This window comes from Moorena sp. SIO1G6 (assembly GCF_010672795.1).
In the GTDB taxonomy this organism is placed as follows: domain Bacteria; phylum Cyanobacteriota; class Cyanobacteriia; order Cyanobacteriales; family Coleofasciculaceae; genus Moorena; species Moorena producens.
Genome location: NZ_JAAHFZ010000045.1, coordinates 17648 through 38999, shown reverse-complemented (window position 1 = coordinate 38999; position 21352 = coordinate 17648). Strand labels below are relative to the sequence as shown.

16 protein-coding genes and 2 pseudogenes are annotated in these 21352 nt (G+C 44.0%); 9 read left to right on the top strand and 9 right to left on the bottom strand.

Features of this window, described 5'->3' with window-relative positions:
- Positions 1–193: 193 nt before the first annotated feature.
- The 4 genes from F6K63_RS28050 to F6K63_RS28035 all read left to right on the top strand — a co-directional run bounded on the left by F6K63_RS28050 (position 194) and on the right by F6K63_RS28035 (position 4923).
- Positions 194–1114, top strand: coding sequence for a circadian clock protein KaiA (locus tag F6K63_RS28050; RefSeq protein ID WP_008182350.1), 921 nt, complete (start codon positions 194–196; stop codon positions 1112–1114).
- A gap of 127 nt (positions 1115–1241) precedes the next feature.
- Positions 1242–1556, top strand: coding sequence for a circadian clock protein KaiB (kaiB, locus tag F6K63_RS28045; protein ID WP_008182352.1), 315 nt, complete (start codon positions 1242–1244; stop codon positions 1554–1556).
- A 95-nt stretch (positions 1557–1651) separates the two neighbouring features.
- Positions 1652–3211, top strand: a complete 1560-nt coding sequence (kaiC, locus tag F6K63_RS28040) for a circadian clock protein KaiC (RefSeq protein WP_008182354.1) — start codon at positions 1652–1654, stop codon at positions 3209–3211.
- A 644-nt stretch (positions 3212–3855) separates the two neighbouring features.
- A complete protein-coding gene (locus F6K63_RS28035; protein ID WP_008182356.1) occupies positions 3856–4923 on the top strand; it encodes an LOG family protein in 1068 nt (355 codons plus the stop codon).
- A 104-nt stretch (positions 4924–5027) separates the two neighbouring features.
- Here the strand turns inward: F6K63_RS28035 and F6K63_RS28030 are convergent, their stop codons facing one another.
- Positions 5028–5903 carry a DUF928 domain-containing protein gene (locus tag F6K63_RS28030; RefSeq protein WP_008182359.1) on the bottom strand — a complete coding sequence of 292 codons (876 nt, stop codon included), beginning with the start codon at positions 5901–5903 and terminating at the stop codon, positions 5028–5030.
- A 1100-nt stretch (positions 5904–7003) separates the two neighbouring features.
- Here F6K63_RS28030 and F6K63_RS28025 point away from each other — a divergent pair.
- A complete protein-coding gene (locus tag F6K63_RS28025; protein ID WP_137985829.1) occupies positions 7004–7435 on the top strand; it encodes a hypothetical protein in 432 nt (143 codons plus the stop codon).
- Between the two features lie 48 nt (positions 7436–7483).
- Positions 7484–8653, top strand: coding sequence for an 8-amino-7-oxononanoate synthase (gene bioF / locus F6K63_RS28020; RefSeq protein WP_008182365.1), 1170 nt, complete (start codon positions 7484–7486; stop codon positions 8651–8653).
- Positions 8654–8673: 20 nt separating this feature from the next.
- Here bioF and F6K63_RS28015 read toward each other — a convergent pair whose 3' ends face one another.
- Positions 8674–10344: a CocE/NonD family hydrolase gene (locus tag F6K63_RS28015; RefSeq protein WP_287313726.1), complete on the bottom strand. Its 1671-nt coding sequence runs from the start codon at positions 10342–10344 to the stop codon at positions 8674–8676.
- Positions 10345–10356: 12 nt separating this feature from the next.
- Here F6K63_RS28015 and F6K63_RS28010 point away from each other — a divergent pair, with 12 nt between their 5' ends.
- The gene (locus F6K63_RS28010; RefSeq protein WP_287265534.1) at positions 10357–10659 is read left to right on the top strand and encodes a hypothetical protein; all 303 of its coding nucleotides are present in this window, start codon (positions 10357–10359) and stop codon (positions 10657–10659) included.
- Here the strand turns inward: F6K63_RS28010 and F6K63_RS28005 are convergent.
- The 6 genes from F6K63_RS28005 to F6K63_RS27980 all read right to left on the bottom strand — a co-directional run bounded on the left by F6K63_RS28005 (position 10594) and on the right by F6K63_RS27980 (position 17385).
- Positions 10594–12102: an SLC13 family permease gene (locus tag F6K63_RS28005; RefSeq protein WP_502708370.1), complete on the bottom strand. Its 1509-nt coding sequence runs from the start codon at positions 12100–12102 to the stop codon at positions 10594–10596. The genes F6K63_RS28010 and F6K63_RS28005 overlap by 66 nt on opposite strands.
- 195 nt (positions 12103–12297) lie before the next feature.
- The gene (locus tag F6K63_RS28000) at positions 12298–12750 is read right to left on the bottom strand and encodes a cupin domain-containing protein (RefSeq protein ID WP_008182370.1); all 453 of its coding nucleotides are present in this window, start codon (positions 12748–12750) and stop codon (positions 12298–12300) included.
- Between the two features lie 777 nt (positions 12751–13527).
- Positions 13528–16068: an endopeptidase La gene (gene lon, locus F6K63_RS27995; protein WP_287313724.1), complete on the bottom strand. Its 2541-nt coding sequence runs from the start codon at positions 16066–16068 to the stop codon at positions 13528–13530.
- A 155-nt stretch (positions 16069–16223) separates the two neighbouring features.
- On the bottom strand, positions 16224–16700 hold the full coding sequence (locus F6K63_RS27990) for a nucleoside deaminase (RefSeq protein WP_071107245.1): 477 nt from the start codon (positions 16698–16700) through the stop codon (positions 16224–16226).
- Positions 16701–16986: 286 nt separating this feature from the next.
- Positions 16987–17127 carry a hypothetical protein gene (locus F6K63_RS27985; RefSeq protein ID WP_193431551.1) on the bottom strand — a complete coding sequence of 47 codons (141 nt, stop codon included), beginning with the start codon at positions 17125–17127 and terminating at the stop codon, positions 16987–16989.
- 30 nt (positions 17128–17157) lie between these two features.
- On the bottom strand, positions 17158–17385 hold the full coding sequence (locus tag F6K63_RS27980; protein WP_287313721.1) for a hypothetical protein: 228 nt from the start codon (positions 17383–17385) through the stop codon (positions 17158–17160).
- A 148-nt stretch (positions 17386–17533) separates the two neighbouring features.
- Here F6K63_RS27980 and F6K63_RS38055 point away from each other — a divergent pair.
- Positions 17534–18159, top strand: a pseudogene (locus F6K63_RS38055) (Uma2 family endonuclease).
- A gap of 116 nt (positions 18160–18275) precedes the next feature.
- Here F6K63_RS38055 and F6K63_RS27965 read toward each other — a convergent pair.
- Positions 18276–19602: pseudogene (locus F6K63_RS27965) on the bottom strand (RNA-guided endonuclease InsQ/TnpB family protein).
- Between the two features lie 231 nt (positions 19603–19833).
- Here F6K63_RS27965 and murD point away from each other — a divergent pair.
- Entirely contained in the window at positions 19834–21291 is a 1458-nt protein-coding gene (murD, locus tag F6K63_RS27960; RefSeq protein ID WP_071107242.1) for a UDP-N-acetylmuramoyl-L-alanine--D-glutamate ligase, read from the top strand.
- Positions 21292–21352 lie beyond the last annotated feature (61 nt).

Below are 21352 nucleotides of genomic sequence, written 5' to 3'. Positions count from 1 at the left end.
GCAAGTACTTTTCAATATACTGCTCAACACTGGGCATATAGTGAGGCGCGAAATCAAAATTAATTTCAATTATCAGACTGTTTCAATTCAATTTAATTTATATTAAGCTCATTGTTAAAAAAAATGTTAAAATTTTACTGGTTTAAGGACTCTTATATAGTAAGAGTAACCAGTTTGTTATTCCAGACCTGTTGTGTTGCTTTCCCAACTAACCATATGTACGCTGATCAGTTCTGATTCCCTAGCTCAATCCCTTTCTCAGGTTTTGGGTAGCGAGCAGTATATTATACACTCTACTAGCTCCGAATCTGAATTTTTCGAGGTGGTTGAGCAACATAAACAGGATCTTGATTGTTTGGTATTGCAGGATACCGACACACTTCCCAAGGTGATCCACTACTTGTACCTGCAAGGAACCACCTTACCTGCAGTATTTTTGCGGTCGGACTCCCCAGAAATCCCCCCTAGGGTTGACAGCAATCAACAGCTGGCTTCTAACCAGACGACGGATAAATTCACCGCTAGGTCTAGCGCTCATCTGTTCCATCCGGCAGAAGTCGAACTTAGTATTCACCAATTACCTGAGATTGGCGATTTCATCCAACAGGCGATGACAGAGTTTTTGTCCCTAGCTCCCGCCTGTAACTTACCCAGGTCATCTGGCCCAGTTTATCCTAACCTCGCAGTAGCTAATTACAGTTTCTTGAGTAAGCAGCAGCATCGGTTAGCTGAAAAGCTCAGGGAAAGACTTGGATACCTTGGTGTGTACTACAAGAGAAATCCTCGGCTTTTTTTTCGTAATCTATCTCTCAACGACAGGGATGAGCTGTTAGAACACTTAAGATCACAGTATCGTCAAATTGTTCTACAGTACTTTGCACCGGGAGATACCCTAAACCAAGACATCGATCATTTTGTAGAACAAGTGTTTTTTGCGGATATTTCTATATCTAAGATTGTGGAAATTCATATGGAACTGATGGATGAATTTTCCAAACAGTTGCAGCTGGAAGGGCGTAGAGAGGATATACTGCTGGATTATCGCCTGACGTTAATCGACGTGATTGCTCACTTAGGTGAAATGTATCGCCGCTCCATCCCCAGAGAACTGTAAGATCAGCATAATCGGATCAACATTGAGTAGTAAGCTTGATGGGAGGCTCTCCTAAAAAACCGTTTCCTTGAGTTCCTTGATCCCTTGTATTGACCTTTAACCCATCTTCTCCTAAACTTAAGAGCCTATGAGTTCCTATAAAAAAACTTATGTTCTCAAGCTTTATGTAGCTGGGAACACCCCCAACTCCGTCAGGGCTTTGAGAACACTGAAAACTATTCTCGAACAGGAATTCCAAGGGGTTTACGCTCTCAAAGTAATTGATGTTCTCAAGAGCCCCCAACTAGCTGAGGAAGATAAAATTTTGGCAACACCAACCTTGGCAAAAGTTTTACCGCCTCCTGTGCGAAAAATCATTGGGGATCTCTCGGATCGAGAAAAAGTCTTGATCGGCTTAGATTTGCTCTATGAAGAACTCCGTGAAGGAGATTTGGATTTCTAAATATCTTATACCATTTTAGATTAATAGTCAAGATTTAGCAAGTCAGCAACACCATTAAACTTTTTTTTGATTAAGAACATTTACTTAAGACCAATATGAATCAATTTAATCAAAATGAACTATATCAAAACTCAGTAACAACGGTCGGTGTCCAGAAAATACGGACAATGATCGAAGGCTTCGATGAAATCTCTCATGGGGGTTTACCATCTGGTAGAACCACCCTGGTCAGTGGAACGTCTGGCACTGGAAAAACTCTATTAGCCGTTCAATTTCTCTACAACGGCATTAGCAATTTTGATGAAGCTGGTGTGTTTGTTACATTTGAAGAATCACCCACAGATATCAGCAAAAATGCATCAAGCTTTGGTTGGGAGCTAAATAAACTAGTTAATGAAGGCAAGCTATTTATTCTGGATGCTTCCCCGGATCCAGAAGGACAGGACATTGTCGGCAACTTCGACCTGTCTGCCCTGATCGAGCGTATTCAGTACGCCATTCACAAATACAAAGCCAAGCGAGTTTCCATTGACTCAATCACTGCCATATTTCAGCAGTACGATGCTGCTTCTGTGGTACGTCGAGAAATTTTTCGCCTAGTGGCACGCCTGAAAAGCATTGGCGTAACCACCATTATGACTACAGAGCGAGTTGAAGAGTATGGACCAGTAGCTAGATTCGGGGTGGAAGAGTTTGTCTCGGATAATGTGGTCATTGTCCGTAATGTTCTGGAAGGGGAACGCCGACGCCGCACTATAGAAATTCTCAAGCTGCGGGGTACCACCCATATGAAAGGAGAATACCCCTTTACGATTACGGATCAAGGGATCAATATCTTCCCCTTAGGAGCAATGCGACTGACTCAACGGTCTTCCATGGCCAGAGTGTCTTCCGGAATCAACACTCTTGATGTTATGTGTGGTGGTGGTTTCTTTAAGGATTCCATTATCCTGGCAACGGGTGCCACAGGTACTGGCAAAACCTTGTTAGTGAGCAAGTTTATCCAAAATGCTTGCATACAAGGTGATCGCGCGATTTTGTTTGCTTACGAAGAATCTCGGGCTCAGCTATCTCGTAATGCATCGTCTTGGGGCATTAATTTTGAGGAAATGGAACAAAAGGGTTTATTAAAAATTCTTTGTTCTTATCCAGAATCAGCGGGGTTAGAAGACCACTTACAACGGATAAAAACAGAAATTGCTGAATTTAAACCCTCTCGCATTGCCATCGACTCTCTTTCTGCTTTAGCACGGGGAGTGAGCAACAATGCCTTTCGGCAGTTTGTGATTGGTGTGACGGGCTATGCGAAGCAAGAAGAAATTACCGGATTTTTTACCAATACCACAGATAAATTTATGGGAGCTCACTCCATTACCGATTCCCATATTTCTACAATTACTGACACAATTATAATGCTACAGTATGTGGAAATTCGTGGTGAAATGTCCCGTGCTATCAATGTATTTAAGATGCGTGGCTCTTGGCATGATACAGGTATCCGAGAGTACACTATCAGTAAGGATGGACCAGAAATTAAGGATTCCTTCCGCAATTACGAACGAATTATCAGTGGTTCTCCCACTCGGATTCCCGTCGATGAAAAGAGCGAACTCTCTCGGATTGTTAAAGGCGTTCGTGATAAGTCGGGGGAATAATATCTAGTCTTATTAAGTAAGCATTCAGCTATCAGCATTCAGCTATCAGCTTTTGAATAAAACCAGTAAGCTGTCGCGTATTTAAACTCCCTTTGATTAAATCAGAAAAAAAAACTGAAACTCTTTTACATTCTGCCTTCTGCCTTCTGCCTTCTGCCTTCTGCCTTGGTGTTGTAGAATTTAAATGCACAACAGCTTAACCATTGGTTTAATCTCTGTTACGTCAGCTGACGGCACCTCAAGTAGCGTGAGCTAAAAGCTGACGGCACCTCAAGTAGCGTGAGCTAAAAGCTCACGGCTGACGGCTGAATGCTTACCTTATTAATCACTTCGTATTCAGGAAAATCGTTAATTGTTAATTGTTAATTGTTAATTGCTAATTCATCCTTTACCCCTTTGGGGAATTAAAAATTAAAAATTAAAAATTAAAAATTTACGCATCAAGTTTAGAACAAATTTTGAATTAATTAATTCCGGGTACAAGCCCCCACTGATTGTCATTTTGAATTAATAATTTTTAATTTTGAATTGGAGCGTTCGCGAAGCGTGACCAAAGGTCAAGCGAGTTGACTATTGACAATTTTCAATTTTCAATTTTCAATTGACGAAAAACCTTTAATGATAAGTAGTCAACTGGATACGATATGACCCTATCTCCTTCTGCGGATGGCTTCAACTCACTGTCAACGGATTTAGCAACACTGATTGACCAGCTACCTAATCTAGAAAATCGTAAATTGATCAAACGGTCTCTGGCAGTGCTAGTGCGACTAACTGGGGAAGAAATTGACCGTCTGGACTGGAAAATAATCACCGCTTCTCTAGAAGATATGGAGCGGGCATTTCAAGTTTTTTATCCCTATCGTCATGTTCGGAAAGTTACCATTTTCGGTTCCTCACGCCTTGCCCCAAATACTCCTGAATATCAGCTGGCAGCTGAATTTGCCTATCATTTAACCCAGCAGGGATTTATGGTAATGACTGGTGCTGGTGGTGGCATTATGGAGGCAGGAAACAAAGGTGCTGGCTCTAAGCATTCGTTTGGTCTGAATATTCAACTACCGTTTGAGCACGGATCAAATTCGTTTATCGCAGGGGATCCCAAGCTAATTGAGTTCAAGTATTTTTTCACTCGCAAGCTATTTTTCATCAAGGAAACGGATGCGCTTACCTTATTTCCTGGTGGCTTTGGTACTCAGGATGAAGCCTTTGAGTCTTTAACCCTTTGTCAGACAGGACGATTAGAACCAACTCCTTTAGTACTGATTGATAAACCTGGTGGCACCTACTGGAAAGATTGGGATGCTTATATTCACAAGCACCTCATGCAACGGGGTTTGATCAGGCCAGAGGATTCCAGTCTCTATACCATCACAGATAACTTAGATGTGGCTTACGAAACCATTAATCGGTTTTACCGGGTTTATCACTCTAGCCGCTATGTCAGAGATCAATTCGTGATTCGCCTCAAATCTGAGTTGTCAAACCCTGAGGTTGAACAGCTAAATCAGCATTTTAGCGATATCTTGGTTCAGGGACGGATTGAGAAAAGTCAGGTTTTACCGGAAGAACTACCTGATGAAACCGCTGAACTCCCCCGTCTGGTTTTCCACTTCAATCGACGAGATGTTAGCCGTCTTTACCAGCTACTCGCTACTATTAATCACATGGGTGTTTCCGAAGAAAGTACAACTCATCCGGAACTGAAATAAGGCTTGGATGCTTGCATCCTTAAAATACACAGGAGGCTCGACCAATGACCAATACCGGAAATGACCCACTCTCTTGCTGGTAATGGAATTAGAGCGACTTGATCTTAAAATTCCAGAAAGGGTGCTTGCGTGATCGCATCTAAGTCAACAGACTGCAATAATTTCACCCAATCCTTGATCAGCAGGTCATTGCTAGAATTTTGCTGACGTAGCTTAGCTAGAGCATTAAGGGTATCATACCAGATCCCTGATCTGGCATAGATAATCGCTTTCTGTTCTAATGTCGCTTGGTCTAACTGATTTTTGAGGGATGGGTTGAGTGACATCCGTTTTACCCACCCTGTCACTACAGGAGATCCCAGTCGCTCACATTTAACCACAAAGTACCAACGATACTGTTTACCAACCTCAAGGGAGGCGACTGTTGATGGAAGTTCGATGCCTACTACACTTGGTGAGGAAGATGAGGCAACAAATTTAGTCCAGTAGATTTCGTTATGGTTTTCATCTTGTAGCACAAACTCCAAAGGCAAGTCCGGTGTCAGGGCATAGGGAACATAAAACCAGAAGGTGGGATGAGAAACAACGGTTAAGCCGAAAACCGATTCTGATGCAATTTGACCCTCACTGGCAATGGTGGGGCTAGCAGGGACCAAGGCAGTCAAAGGTGGCTCGACTTTTGGACATCCCCCACGGCTTGCCGCTGCTTTTCGTTTACCGGGTACACCTCGTTCCGGTACATTTGGTGGCACCCAATCTAGACTGATACCTAATGGCTGTGGATTCCTTGAAGTAATTCGCTCTTGCTCTCGGTGGTTTTGAGCCACTTCTGCTGTTGGAGAACGTTGATTTGAGTCCAACCGGGAATTGCTAGGATTAGCTGTTGAAATCCCTGGCAAGGCAATACTGCTACTAAAGCTGACAATTGCTAATGCAATTCCTAAGATTGGCGGTGCTAACGGTAGTTTTATCTTGCTCATGATTCATAAAGAGTAATTTTGAAGGAATGTTTTCCTTGTAATTGGTCAGGTGATTGGTCAGTTGTTAGTTACTATCCCTAATTTTTTCGATATCGTTGCTAGGCTCATGATCACTCAATTGAGTGTATAGCGCTACGGGCAATGGCATTGGCAAGAGGCAAAATTTTACTACAAAAGCTTTTCAGGTTGTATCAATTTCCTAACCTTAATGGGTAGTGCTATATCTAATTTTTACTACTGACCAGTGATTATTTTCTATATCTAGTTTGGGGTCTTCAGTACCTTTTATGCGAAAGTTCCAGTTAAAAAACTCATAAAGCTTACTTTACAAGCGATGCAGCTTCGGAACAGGGGAGGCAGTGGGGCTAAAGGGGAGGCAGCTCGGTCTTGGGGGAAACCCCCACTCGCTATTGCCGTTTCCACGGGGCAAACAGCGGTGCGGACGAAGGTTTGCTTTGAATTACCGTAAGGAGAGGGGAGCCTTATTTCATGTAACTTAAAATTATTACTCTTTACCTATCGACTATAAACGCTCCCCCATCCTGCGGTTATGTCTTAACACCCAGCCCCTCCCCATGAGGAACTGCCGTGGTTTCCCCCACTCGGGCAATAATCAAGACAGGAAAATTCTGCTATTCAACTCACAAAATTTTCTGAATACGGCCTTTTTCCACTATTCCCTGCTCCGAAGTCCCTGCTCCGGAGTCCCTGCTCCGAAGTCCCTGCTCCGAAGTCCCTTTGCCAGACTGTTTATTTAGCATAACAAGTACATAAGAACCCTAGTTTGATCTACAATCTAGTAATTGAAGAATCCAGAATTTAAAAATGTTTCATTTTCAGGACTTACTTAGCTATTATAGCTGGTGAATTTCGACTATTTATTAGCATAAAATTATTATTTTGTCAACTGCATTTTGATAGATATAGATAGTTAACAGTTCCGGTAATTCATCCCCAGATCCAATCTATAATTTAGTAGGGGATAGGGATCCGTGTAGGAATTGTGAGAATTTTTGATGCCATATTCCCTACTCCCTATTCCCTACTCCCTATTCCCTTTGCTAGATGATGAGTCAATACTATTAGGATCGTGAAGTTTGGTGGCAGACATGAAAATTTACCAAAAATCTTTTTTGAATAACAAACTCTGTAGCATCCTCTTGTTGCTGACTGTGGGAGTAACATTACTCAGTAGCTGCTCCCCTAACAAAATGGAGAAGTGCAAGCTGATTGAGGTTGAACCCAGGGAAGTTGAGCTAGACATCAAGGACACTGATATTGAGGGATGGGAATTAGAGGTACTTTGTGGTGACCAACTTTGGGATATCCCATGGTCAGAAATTAATCGGCACTTCAAGATTGACCTGAAGAAGTATTACTCGAAGAATCCACAAGCAGCTCAACGGCAGCTGCAACGACTGGAGCAACGACTACTTTTCTATAAACCAGACAACAAGAGGGGAAATATCCTATACGGTTCTTTAGATGGCAATCCAGAGTTAGTTGGGGTGAAGGCGAAAAAAGATGATTAAGATTCAACCGGCACCAAGCCCAAGTCTCACCACCAAATACAATGTCTAATGTCTACTGACCCTTATGCTTGGCTAAAGCTATCCCTGGCCACGATTGAGAAAGCCAATTGGTATCGTTCAGTACAAACTCTACAAAGTATGCCTGGTGCTGTGGTGCAACTGGAAGGGCGAGAGGTGATTAACTTTGCTAGTAATGACTATCTGGGACTGGCGGGCTCTCCTCCTTTAATCGCAGCCGCAGTTACGGCTACTAAGGACTATGGTACTGGTAGCACTGGCTCAAGATTACTCACTGGACACCGGGAACTGCATCGAGAATTGGAAAATGCGATCGCATCTCTCAAACAAACTGAAGATGCGATCGTCTATAGCTCTGGGTATTTGGCAAATATAGGTACGATTGCGGCGTTAGTAGGGAAACGGGATTTAATCCTAGGGGATCAGTACAACCACTCCAGCCTAAAAAATGGGGCAATTTTGAGCGGAGCCCAGGTAATTGACTATGAGCACTGCAATATGGCTTCTTTGCAGGGTCAACTGATTCAATACCGACAACAGTACCGCCGTTGCTTAATTGTTACTGATAGCGTCTTTAGCATGGATGGTGATTTATGCCCCTTGCCTGAGCTATTAGGGTTGGCAAACCAATTTAATTGTATGCTCCTGGTGGATGAAGCCCATGCTACGGGAGTTTTGGGCGCTACAGGCGCTGGGTGTGTGGAACATTTTGGCTGTACTGGAGAAACGATTATTCAAGTTGGCACCCTCAGTAAAGCTTTGGGTAGTTTGGGAGGGTATGTTGCAGGTTCGGCAGTTTTAATTGATTTCCTCCGAAATCGTTCTCCTAGCTGGATTTACACCACTGCGTTATCTCCAGCAGATACAGCAGCAGCATTGGCAGCAATCCAAATTGTCCAACAAGAACCAGAACGGTGCGCTCAACTTAGGAATAATGTAGAGACTCTCAAACAGTTAATTACTCAACAGCTGCCTAATCTCAACTGTTTGCCCTCCGAGTCACCTATCCTTTGCATTTCCATAAATAGTGCTACTGAGGCTCTTGCTGTTGGGGAAACCTTGAAAGCAGCTGGTATCTTTGCCCCTGCTATTCGTCCTCCTACAGTGCCTACGAGTCGAATTCGGATCTCAGTTATGGCAACTCATACATTGGATCATTTCGAGCAGTTAGTTGCTGCTTTGGAGACCTGTCAGCTATAGCGCTAAATTGATCATGGCGCTCATTTTGGGTCAGAGTTAAAAATAGGTAATAAAACACGAGTTGGATAATCTCCTCCACAACTCACTATCAAAGTAATAATCTCAGCATCCATCAATCGACTTTCACCAGGAAAAGCCCCGGTGCCGGAATTGACTGGATAAGCGGGAAAACAAGCCCCACTTAAGCTCAAGCGCAACTGATTCCCTTGGGCAATACGCACAAAAGTTGCTTGGAATCGAATACGCCACGGATTAGTATTGTCTCCAGGATTCACCCGCCCATATCCCTGAGTGACATTGTAAACCCTGCCATCGGGATGGACTTCCGACAACACTGCACAGATATCAAAACTGGGAGTATCAGCTGTGCAAAACACCTCTACCAGCACATCCCCTACCAAATGTAAATTTTCTGCTAAGGGTGGAGAGGTGTAGGTTAAAACATCTGTGCGACAATCTATGGAAGTGCGATCGCATGAACCGACTGGCATGGCTGCATGACCCCCTATTGCTGGAACTGGACGCCAAGGGTCATGAACTAATAGATCACAGGATAGATCAAAGGTATGCTGGATTTGGGATACTCCCTGTGTCTGCGATCGCTGTTGCATTCCTTGAGACTCTTCTGGGACTAATTTTCCAGAATCTTCCCTGACACTGGCTAAACCGGAAGTTACCAGATAATAAGATTTCTGATTTCCATCAGGCCAACTATCAAAATAACGCCACCGATTAGTTCCCATCTCAAATAGAGAAACAGGGGGTTGCTCAACCACGTTGGTATCAATTCCTTTGAGGAACTGGTCAAACCAACGCACTTGCAAGCCATCAACGGGACTATTCGCCTCGGGACCGTAATCGACTGCTCCCACTTTACGCCCCCAAGGCAGGTGCGCCCAAGGTCCAATGATCAGATGCTGGGGCGAACTGCCATGAGATGCCATATCCTTATATAAATGAAGTGTCCCTCGCAAAAATGGGTCAAACCATCCGCCAATATGTAACATGGGCATGTCTACATCCGGCATCATTCCCTTGGGAGATAGTTTTTCCCAGTATTGATCTGGGTGAGGATGGTCTAACCAGTCGTGATAAAAGGAGTCTGGTGCTAAGTCTTGGAGAATTTGAGGCCGAGCCGGAATTGGGTCATACAGGGGTAAATTCCGAGATGCCGCATACAGCAGTTGATAGGCTTGCTCATCTCCCCGCAATCGTGCCGTTTCTGTTGCTAATTGTATCGCCCAACCCAGATTAGCTTGTAAACAAAACGCTCCTCCCTCATAGGCCCAATCGCTGTATAAGTCATAGCCAATCATCGCTGGACAGATCGTTTTCAGAGCGCTGGGATAGCTGGCAGCAGCGTACAGTTGAGTCATGCCCTGATAGGAAAAGCCATACATGCCCACATCCCCAGTGCTACCGGGTAAACTTGCTGCCCAGTTAACACTATCAAAGCCATCTTCCACTTCATGGGCAAACAAATCAAACTCACCGTCTGAAGTGCCCCTCCCCCTGACATCTTGAATCACCACAATGTAACCCTGGGTAGCATACCAAGTGGGATGAGCATAGACTACCGTAGATGCGATCGCTCTTCCATAGGGTTGCCGCATCAGCAAGACGGGAAACTCACCAGCACTATCGGGACGGTAGATATCCGCATCCAGCCGCACTCCATCCCGTGTTACCATTGATGCTGTTTCTTGTTTAACCTTCAACCTTCCAACCTTCAACCTTCCAACCTTCAACCTTCCAAACTTCAACCTTCCAACCTTCAACCTTCCAACCTTCAACCTTCCAACCTTCAACCTTCCAACCTTCAACCTTCCAACCTTCAACCTTCCAACCTTCCAACCTTCAACCTTCCAACCTTCAACCTTCCAACCTTCAACCTTCCAACCTTCCAACCTTCAACCTTCCAACCTTCAACCTTCCAACCTTCAACCTGTAACCTCTACCCATCCCAACATGGGGATAGCTACAAAATTCATCAACAAACTTACTAAAATCACCCCCACTATATTTAAAACTAATCCTACCTTAGCCATGGTAGAAATTGGAAAATATTCCTGAGAGTAAACAATGGCATTGGGACCAGTTGCGACTGGCAGCATAAAGGCGAAGGAAGCAGAAAGTGCGGCGGGCCACATCAACAAAGCAGGTGAAACATTTATAATCGATGCAGCAGTAGCTAAAATAGGCATGATCAGAGCCGTGGTTGCTATATTCGAGGTAACTTCTGTTAAAAATGTCATAAATACACAGATGCAAACTACCATCAAAACCGTTGAAAGTCCCTGCAATCCGATTTGTAAATTATCCCCTAGGAATTGAGATAATCCTGACGCAGCAAACCCTTTAGAAATTGCAATTCCACCCCCGAATAGCAGCAATATTCCCCAAGGAATTTTTACAGCGGTTTCCCAGTCTAGGAGGTTTATTTTATCCCCCGTCTCTGTTTTCACAGGAAGTATAAACATGATAACAGCAATTAGGGCAGCCACACTGGAATCATGAACAAAGTTAGCCACCCCCAGATAGGTTGCCCAACCAGTTAATGTAAAGGAACCGATGGTGATATCTGCCCTAAAAATCCACAACAATGCTGTTAACCCAAATAAAATGGCAACGTATTTTTCTCCCTGAGACATTTTTACCAGTTTCTGGACTTCTTTGTCTGGAATATTAAAATAGTCTGACGATAAAGTGTTATTATCAAGCTTTACTGTAATTTTCGTTAAATAGATCCAAGTTAACAAGATAAATATAAAAACAGCTGGCACTCCCACCATCATCCATTGATAAAATGTAATCGGGGTATTGTCTGGAAAATTTTCTTTTAATTGTGCCAGAAATATCAGGTTAGGTGGCGTCCCGATCGGGGTGCCAATCCCACCAATATTAGCGGCGTAGGCAATTCCCAGCATTAGCGAAGTTCCCAGAGTTTTACCTACATCAATTTTGGGATTGACAAGAGCCGTTTGTTCGATGATAGAGATAGCTATTGGCAGCATCATCAAGGTTATAGCTGTATTCGATATCCACATCGACAATACTGCTGTTGCTAGCATAAACCCCAAAATTAACCTGGTCGGTTGGGTACCAATAATGCTAATAATGTGGAAAGCAATCCGCTGATGTAGATTATATTTTTCAACCGCTTTAGCAATAAAAAAAACTGTCATAAATAGCAATACTACATCAGAAGCATAGGCGGAAGCAACCTCTTCAGCAGAAACAATTCCTAAAAAGGGGAATAAACCCAAGGGAATTATCGAGGTGGCCGCAATTGGGATAGTTTCAGCAATCCAAAAAATTGCCATGAGAAGCGTTGCTCCTAGCATTTTCACAGCAGTTGGTGGTAAATTTGCAGGGAGTAATGCTGGAAAAAATGAAAGGAGCCAGCATAGGGTAAAAATACTAACTCCTAGGTAAAAGCTTTTTTTCATCAATAGGACTTACGCAGTAACTCTACTTCTATTAGTAAGATGCTTTCTTAACGAAGCCTACACTATAAGTGAGTTTGGAGTCCAGTTTTCCGTAAGTCCTGTTATTGCTGGATTGAACAATTCTGGGATTTTACTAAATACGAATTTATTAACAGTTCCAGATATCCAGCTATTTAATTATTCAACATAAATTATTCAGCAAGCTACCAACACATCTTGACGCCCAAGCACTCTCAAATCCTCTTCATCGAATTCAACCGGTGTACCACTGCGAACCAGTTCAGCAAAGTCCTCATTAGGCACCATCCAGCACAGGGTATATAAACGCTCAGTCCCAGTATTTCTAATTTCATGAATTCCTGTAGGCGGAACTAATAACGTATCTCCAGTCCGCAGCGTAACGATTTTGCCATCACAGCTAGCTAGCCCTTGACCCTTGAGGATATAGAACATTTCTACTCCAATTTTATGATAATGGAGCGGAGTCTTTCCTCCTGGCTCAAAAATCTCTACACAAAATGTTATTGAAGCATTAGCACTGTCTGGATCAAAGACAATAGCTAAGCGATTTTTATCTTGGGGACTAATACGATAAGCTTGGTAGTCTTTGGGAGATCTAACTACGGGAATCATGCAACGATTATCCATGGTTGATTTATTACTGTTGAGGGTTGACTGTTGAGAAGTTAATTGAGAATTTAATTAGTTAAGTGCTTTGAGACTTGTTGGAGAATCTTTGACAACTCAAAGCCAAGGATTGGTTAGGATTATAAGTGGTAACTTTTATTCAATAATTTTAGTCAATAATCTAGTAAGATAGTCGCCGCATAGTCTTAGACTAGTTGCAGTTTACTTTATCTACCAATCCCTAGCTATTAAATTTAATATTATCTAAATTTTTGTTGGGCGATTGACTTAATCCGGGAGAGTTTGTAAAGAAATATGAAATAGCCCTTGAATTCCCCTACACCCCACAGCCTATAATTCACATTTTTGTTTGGGGCGATTGACTTAATCTGGGAGAGTTTGTAAAGAAATATGAAATAGCCCTTGAATTCCCCTACACCCCACAGCCTATACTCCACATTTTTTTTGGGGCGATTGATTTACATCTGAGACAGTTTGTAAAGAAATATAAAATCGCCAGTGAATTATCCTAGATCCCACAGCCTATACTCTAACTCAACCAGCAATCTCTATTGGTCTCTAAGTACGTAATAAATAGGGGTAGGTAGTAAATCGGTAGGGGGTTGACAAAATTACCTTTTACCTGATTGTTTTTAGGGTTTTCCATGGCGTCGCATCAGATAATCCAAGATTCGGTCTAATCTTTCGACAGCAGCATTAGTCGAAACCTGTTGTTTAGCGAGTTGTTCTTGTAGAGCCGTGCATCGCTCGATACTTGGAGTAAGTGATCGCTTGGATTCAATTACTAAACATCTGAAACAGTTTAGTTATCCTGTGATGACCATCCCGTGAATCTTGATGAGATTTTACTTCCTGTTGCTGGAGTAGGGCATTCTCCAACACTTGTTCAATGCGATCGCATAAAATAAATTCCATTTGGTTACGCACATCGTCCGGCACGTCAACTAGGTCTTTCTGATTCTGTTGGGGTAATAGCACTCGTTTGATACCAGTCCGGTGCGCTGCTAACACCTTTTCTCGCACTCCACCAATGGGGAGTACTTCACCACTGAGGTTAATTTCTCCGGTCATGGCAGTATCCGTGCGTACCGATTGATTCATCAACAGGGATGCGATCGCTGTTACCATAGTTACCCCTGCAGAGGGTCCATCTTTGGGAATTGCACCGGCTGGCACATGGAGGTGTAAGCCATTATCTTTGAATGCACTCAAGTCAATTCCCACAGATGCAGCATGAGACCAGACATAGGAGCGAGCAATCTGAGCCGACTCCTGCATTACTTCCCCAAGCTGACCGGTGAGCATCAAGTCTTTACCCTGGGGTAAAAAGACAGCCTCAACAAAGAGGACTTCTCCCCCTTGGAGAGTCCAAGCCAGACCTGTGGCTACTCCAGGTTGTGTAGTTTTGCGGATCTGTTCGAGCAGAAAGCGCCTTGGTCCGAGTGAGGCTTCCAACTGTTCCGGATTGATTGCCATTGGCTCAGTTTTACCATTGGCATACTGAACGGCAACTTTGCGGCACAGAGTCCCCAGTTGTTGCTCTAGTTTACGTACTCCTGCCTCACGAGTGTAGTTTTCAATCACCTGGCGTAGGGTTTCTGTGGGTAGTTCCACAGCATTAGCTGGCAGTCCTGCCTTTTCGATCTGTCGAGGCAATAGATATTTCTGAGCGATCGCAATTTTCTCCTGTTCGGAATACCCGGATAATTCAATAATCTCCAGCCGATCTATGAGGGGAGGGGGAACACGAGATAGGTCATTAGCGGTACCAATGAAGATAATCTGGGACAGATCGAAGTCCAAATCCAAGTATAGGTCTCGGAAACTATGGTTTTGCTGCGGATCAAGGATTTCTAGTAATACAGAGGCAGGGTCACCACGATAGTCCATGCCGACCTTATCCAACTCATCTAGCATAATCACTGGGTTCTTCACCCCAGCTCGATATAGCGCCTGTATAATCCGACCTGGCATAGCACCGATATAGGTGCGACGGTGACCCCGTAATTCTGCCTCATCCCGTAATCCACCCAGGCTGACTCGCTCGAAGGGACGACCTAAAGCATGAGCAATCGAGCGACCTAGACTGGTTTTACCTACCCCCGGAGGACCAGCAAAACAAATTACTGTACCGATGGTGTAGCGCTGATCTGGTTTCTGTGGCTGTTCAGCATCCCTTGTTTCGAGATCCTGCTGAGTCCAAGCCATTTGTTTGAGCTTGAAGGTAGCTAGGTGTTCGATAATACGTTCTTTAATTTTGGTCAGGCCATGGTGATCGGCATCAAGGACTTCCCTAGCATGTTGCAGATCCAGGTTGTCCTGCACCGTCTTGTGCCAAGGCATCTCTAACAACCAGTCGAGGTAAGTGCGAATCACTCCACCTTCTGCCGAGGCATTCCCAATACGTTCTAAGCGAGCTAATTCTCGTTTCGCTTGCTTTTGGGCAGTTTCCGGTAATTGGCCTTCCTTGATCCGAACCCGCAATTCCTCAATTTCCTGACTATCGGGATCCAGCTCACCTAATTCCTCTTGAATTTGCTTCAGTTGCTGGCGCAGGAAGAATTCCCGCTGCTGCCCCTCAATTTCCTTTTTCGTCTCTCCCAGAATTTCTCTACGCAGGCGCTGGACTTCTACCTCCTGCTTCAAATCCGCCAGCATTTGACGCAAGAGCATCTCCAGGTTTTCCTCCTCTAACACTGCCTGCATTTCCGGAACATCCTGCTGTAACAAGATGGAGGTCTGGTAAGCCAACTGCGCTGGATCATCGCTATGTAATAAGACTGCTAAAAGTTCTTCAGGGAAGTTGGAATTTAACATAGCAGCCTCTTGCCAAAGGGATTGAATCGCACTAGTTAGGGCTGCTAGGGTCTGTTGTTCTGTTCCTGCTGCGATCGCTGTTTCTGTAGTAACTTGAGGCAGGAGTTGATAGTTAACAGTGTAGGTGGGTTCGGTCTGAATTAATTGCTCAATTCGGACTCGCTCGAGACCTTCAATGATCAGTTGGACTGGTCCGATGGGTAGTCGGCTTATTTTTTTGACCACAGCCAGGGTAGCAACCGGATAGATCTCGTCGAGGCTATTAATTTCAGCTTTTTCGTCTTCTTCCAGTTTCCCCTGGGCTTCTGGGCGAATCGCAGCCACAATTAGCTGCTTGTGCTCAGTCAGCATAGTTGACTCAGCTACTGCCACAGAACGACGCCTACCTGCTACGATTGGCAGCGTAATCCCTGGCAGTAACACAATGTTGCGCAGGGGAAGTAGTAAGCTGGTTTCCAGCTGTTTCTCTTGCCTGGAAAATACGCTAGCAGTGATATCCATAAAACCTTCCTCTCCCATCGATTCACGTTCTGCCTTTCGCCATCTCCGGGATATTTTGGTTGCAGGGAGCAGGTAAGCAATCTCAACAGCTCACTTTAGCCTGTATTTCAATTTTATGGTATTTTTTTTATGTTTATATAGGCTAAACCCTATTATTAATATTCTACCTTATCGATTTTTTCTTGCCATTCTTGGAAAGCTCTTAAGGCTTCATCCGGCATCAATTGAATTATTGGGAGTTTGCGATCGCTTATCGGCAAGTCCAATTCCTCGTAAATGAACTGGTCATCAAATCCAATTTGAGCGGCATCAGCTTTAGTATTGGCATAGTAAACTTTGTCTAGCCTAGCCCAGTAGATCGCCCCGAGGCACATCGGGCATGGCTCACAGCTAGTATAGAGTTCGCAACCGGTCAGTTGAAAAGTCTGTAAGACCTTGCAAGCATCACGGATAGCTACAATTTCAGCATGTGCGGTGGGATCATTAGTGGAGGTGACTTGATTATGAGCTTTGGCAATAATCTCTCCATCCTTGACAACCACTGCTCCAAATGGACCTCCCTTTCCAGAGCGAACGCTGATCACAGATAGAGCAATTGCCTCATTCATAAAGCGACTGTTGGGCTGTGTCATGAATTTCCATGGTTTAGAATTCTCGCTTCGCCATGATAGCTCAGTAGTCAGGAGCGCAATTTTGAAGAAGGTGGGTTACGGCGCTTTTCAAGACTGATTGCTAATCGATCAAAATCTTTCCCGCGCCTCACCCACCCTACTGGACTGACATCTCTAAAAATGTAGCTTGGCTTGAACGAAGGGAAATTTGAAGAAGGTGGGTTACGGCGCTTTTCAAGACTGATTGCTAATCGATCAAAATCTTTCCCGCGCCTCACCCACCCTACGCAATAGCTAGGGGTTTGCCTTAACCTCGTGTCATTTTGATGTGCTCCATAATTATCTGCTTCCTAGCCTCTGATAAGGAAGGCTGCTCCTGAGGCAGTTCCGTAGTTTTCTGCAGGTGCTCCATGATTTTCTGTTTGCGTTGTTCTTCTGAAGTAGCCATAGTTAATATGTTGATAAATATTGTCTTACATTAATTTATGTTAAAATTTATCGGATCAAATGGCAAGCTCAAATCCCCATCTTCCCCTAAGGCTTGAAGCTGCTGGAGTTTTTGGGGTGCTAAACCCAGCATCTGTTGAGCTTTGTTGATCTTTGATATAATGTATAGTTTTAAATCCCATACCGAAGTTCTTCTCAATAAGCTGGTGGTTCCGATTGCGTTCGCGAAGCGGTTCTTTTGGAACATTGAATTGTCCACAATCCCTGTCAAAAAATTTTTTTCTTAGCTTGATAGAGAGGATGCTTAGCAGTTATCAGCACTTTGTAAATTACCCAATTCATAACTGCTATAGAGAGTAATTATATAATAAAAAAATGACCTATTATTAGCTTCGGAGACCAAACTAATGGTAGTGACGAAACCGAGAGCAGATCGGGTGGTTTTACATAACATTTCCTGGGAACAGTTTGAAAATATGCTGCTGGATTTAGGTGACCATCGCTCTGCTCGTTTAGCCTATGATTATGGTACCATTGAGATTATGACTCCCTTACCTGAACATGAATATTATAAAGAGGTGATTGGTGACTTAGTTAAAGACCTGGCAGATGAACTAGATTTGGACTACGAAAGTTTAGGGTCAACAACCTGGCGGCGAGAGAGTAGCTTAGCTGGGCTAGAAGCAGATAATTGTTTTTATATCCAAAATGAAGCGGCGATTCGAGGCAGGTTGGACTTAGATATCAACCAAGATCCCCCCCAGATCTCGCTCTAGAAATTGATATAACTAGTAAATCACTGCCTCGTTTGCCAATCTATTCTCGCTTAGGAGTCCCAGAAATCTGGTGCTATGATTCTGGCAAACTAACAATTTACTTACTGCAAGAGGGTGAGTATGTAGAACAAGCAAAGAGTAGGGTTTTTCCTGAGTTGCCGATTCAAGAGCTTCCTAGTTTAATTGAGCGCCATCGGGCTGATGGTAGGCGGGCAATTCGGCGAACAGTGCGAGATTGGGCAAGGAACTATTTTTAAAACATTCGATATTTTTGGATAATATTTAAGTCATATTAATGTCAAGTAATAAAGAATTATAGCGTTAATCATACTTATAAGATAAAGTCAAGTTTATTCCCCCTACTCCCTACTCCCTACTCCCTACTCTCTAAAATTCCAAGGGCTTGACACTCCCCGGTCATTAGACGCGGGGATTCTTCACTCAACGACCCAGCTTGCTGAACCTGACCGGAGTCAAGAACAGTAGAGGCCAAATCTCCTGAAGCGTATCGGCTTTCGCCGACGCTACGCGAACGGATTAATAATCCAAGTTCCGACGTGCCCCGTCGTACTTATGGCTCTATTACGGATGTTGATGGCGGCATTGTGGTCTCTATCTAGCTGGCAACCACACTTACAGGTGTGAGTCCTAGTCGATAGAGACTTTTTGACAACTTCGCCACAATCAGAGCAGTTTTGACTGGTATAGGCAGGATTTACTGCAACAGTTATCCTGCCAAACTTGGTTCCAAAATGCTCTAACCATTTCCTGAATTGGTACCAACCAGCGTCATTAATAGACTTAGCTAGACAGTGATTTTTTGCTAAATTCTTAACTCTTAAATCTTGCCTTCGGCACGCTGCGCGAACGTAAGCGACCAAATCGTTAGATTGGATTACGCAACGTGCCAGTCCTTTGGCATGTTCTTGACGTTGCCTACTTATTTTAAGGTGTTGTCTACCTAGTCTATTAACCGCTTTCCTGCGATTGGATGTTCGCGTAGCGTGGCCTACGGCCTTGCCTTTCTTTTTTCGGGAAACCCGACGTTGATAAAACTTTAATCTCTTTTCCCCGATTCTATAGAATCGGGGGTTAGGTTCAGATCGACCGTTAGAATCTGTATAGAATTCCTTAAGTCCTACGTCTAGTCCTATTATTTCGCCAGTGTAGGGTAGTTCTTCTTTTACGTTAACTGCAACGCAAAATTGAACATAGTACCCATCAGCACGTTTGACTATCCGAACCCGATTAATTTGCTTCTTGTCGAAACGCCATAAGTCCCAGGTGCCCTTGAGCTTAAGTTTTCCAATCCCTTTCTTGTCCGTGAACGTTATCGATTTTTTGTCAGGGGATAGCTTCCACCCTGACTTCTTGTATTCGACAGAACGAGCACGTTTCTGGAACTTTGGGAAACCCTTATTGCCTGGAATTTTCTTCTTGCAATTATCGTAGAAGTGAACAATCGATGACCATGCCCTCTCGGACGCAGCCTGACGGGCGGTAGAGTTTAATTCATTAGCAAAGGAGAACTGTTTAGCCAGGATTTTAGAATACCTGCTAAGGTCACTTTTTCCTGTGCCTTTATTGTCTAACCACAAACGAAGACAGCTATTTCGGATAAACTTAACCGTCCGAATGGCTTCGTCTATAGCTGAATATTGGGACTCTTTGCCTTTCGCTTTAAACTCTAATATAATCACCGAATTTCGACCTATTTTGATATAAATTTATACTAACATTAGTCTAGAAATCTGTAAAGCACCAGTCAATACTTTTCTCACGGCGACTAAAGTCGCTATGAGCTTTCATCCCCGGTTTGAAAACACGGGGCTTTCAGCTTGGGGAGTGCCGTAACTAACTTACCCAAGTTAAAACCCCTATAACTGGTATAGTTAGAACGGCAAACCATCAGATGCTCTACCAATCAAAGTATGCCTAAGGCTGATGTTATTGGATTAGGACGGTCAGGTCTTGCAGCCGCAAGACTCCTAAGAAAAGAAGGTTGGGATGTCACTCTCAGCGATGCCGCTAGCCCTGAACGCATCGCTGCACGTTATACCCCAGAAGACTGGCAACACCAACAACAACAGCTTGCCAGAGATCGAATTAACCTTAAACTGGGTTATTCCCTAACCCTAGAGTCTTCAGACTTACCCGAGCTGATTGTAGTTAGTCCTGGTGTTCCCTGGGATATACCAGTGTTAGTTGCGGCCAGGACCCAAGGCATTGAAACCATAGGGGAAATTGAACTAGCTTGGCGTTATCTCCAATCCTGTCCATGGGTAGCTGTTACTGGTACTAACGGCAAAACTACTACCACCTCCCTGATTGCTGCTATTTTTCAAGAAGCTGGTTTCCATGCCCCCGCCTGCGGTAACATTGGTTATGCGGCTTGCGAACTACTGCTAGCACCAGAAATCAATGGCAAAGCCCAGGAAACATCCCCAATCGATTGGGTAATTGGGGAAATCAGTAGTTACCAAATCGAATCTTCCAAAGACCTTGCCCCTCGTATTGGTGTCTTGACAACCTTGACCCCTGACCACCTCAGCCGCCACAAAACCCTGGAAAACTATTATGACATCAAGGCATCTTTACTGCGTCGCTCCCAGTTACAAGTTATCAATGGGGATGACCCTTACCTGGGGAATTTGGGAGTAAACTATTGGCCCGATGCCTATTGGATCAGTATCACAGGTGGTCAGGGGGACAGGAATTTTAAACCTTGGGCTTACATCGAAGATGACTGGGTGATAGCAGACTCAGAACCGATCTTGCCAGTGAAATCCTTACAGATGGTCGGAGATCACAATCGGCAAAATTTATTAATGGCAGTGGCAACAGCACGATTGGCAGGAATTGAGAAAAATGCGATCGCATCCGCCATTGCCAAGTTTCCTGGTGTGCCCCATCGCCTAGAAAAGGTGATTACCTGGCAGGGGATAGACTTCATCAATGATAGTAAAGCCACCAACTATGATGCGGCTCAAGTCGGTTTAGCCTCAGTAGCTGCACCCACTATTCTAATTGCTGGTGGTGAAGCCAAAGCTGGTGATGATACCAGTTGGATTGAGACCATTAAACTCAAAGCAGCGGTTGTCTTACTCATTGGTGAGGCAGCACCTGCTTTTGCGGCACGCCTTAAGGAAGCTAGCTACTCCAGTTACGAAATTCTGGAAACTATGGCGAAAGCGGTACCAAGAGCAGCAGAACTGGCTCAACAGTATAATGCGAGTGTTGTCCTGCTTTCTCCCGCCTGTGCTAGCTTTGACCAATACCAAAGCTTTGAACATCGCGGGGATGATTTCCGCAGGTTGTGTCAGCAGCAGTTCAGTACTATAGCAAAGGGAACAGGGAACAGGGAACAGGGAACAGGGAGCAGGGAGTAGGGAATATGGCATCAAAAATTCTCACAATTCCTACACGGATTGCTATATTTAGCCAGTAACT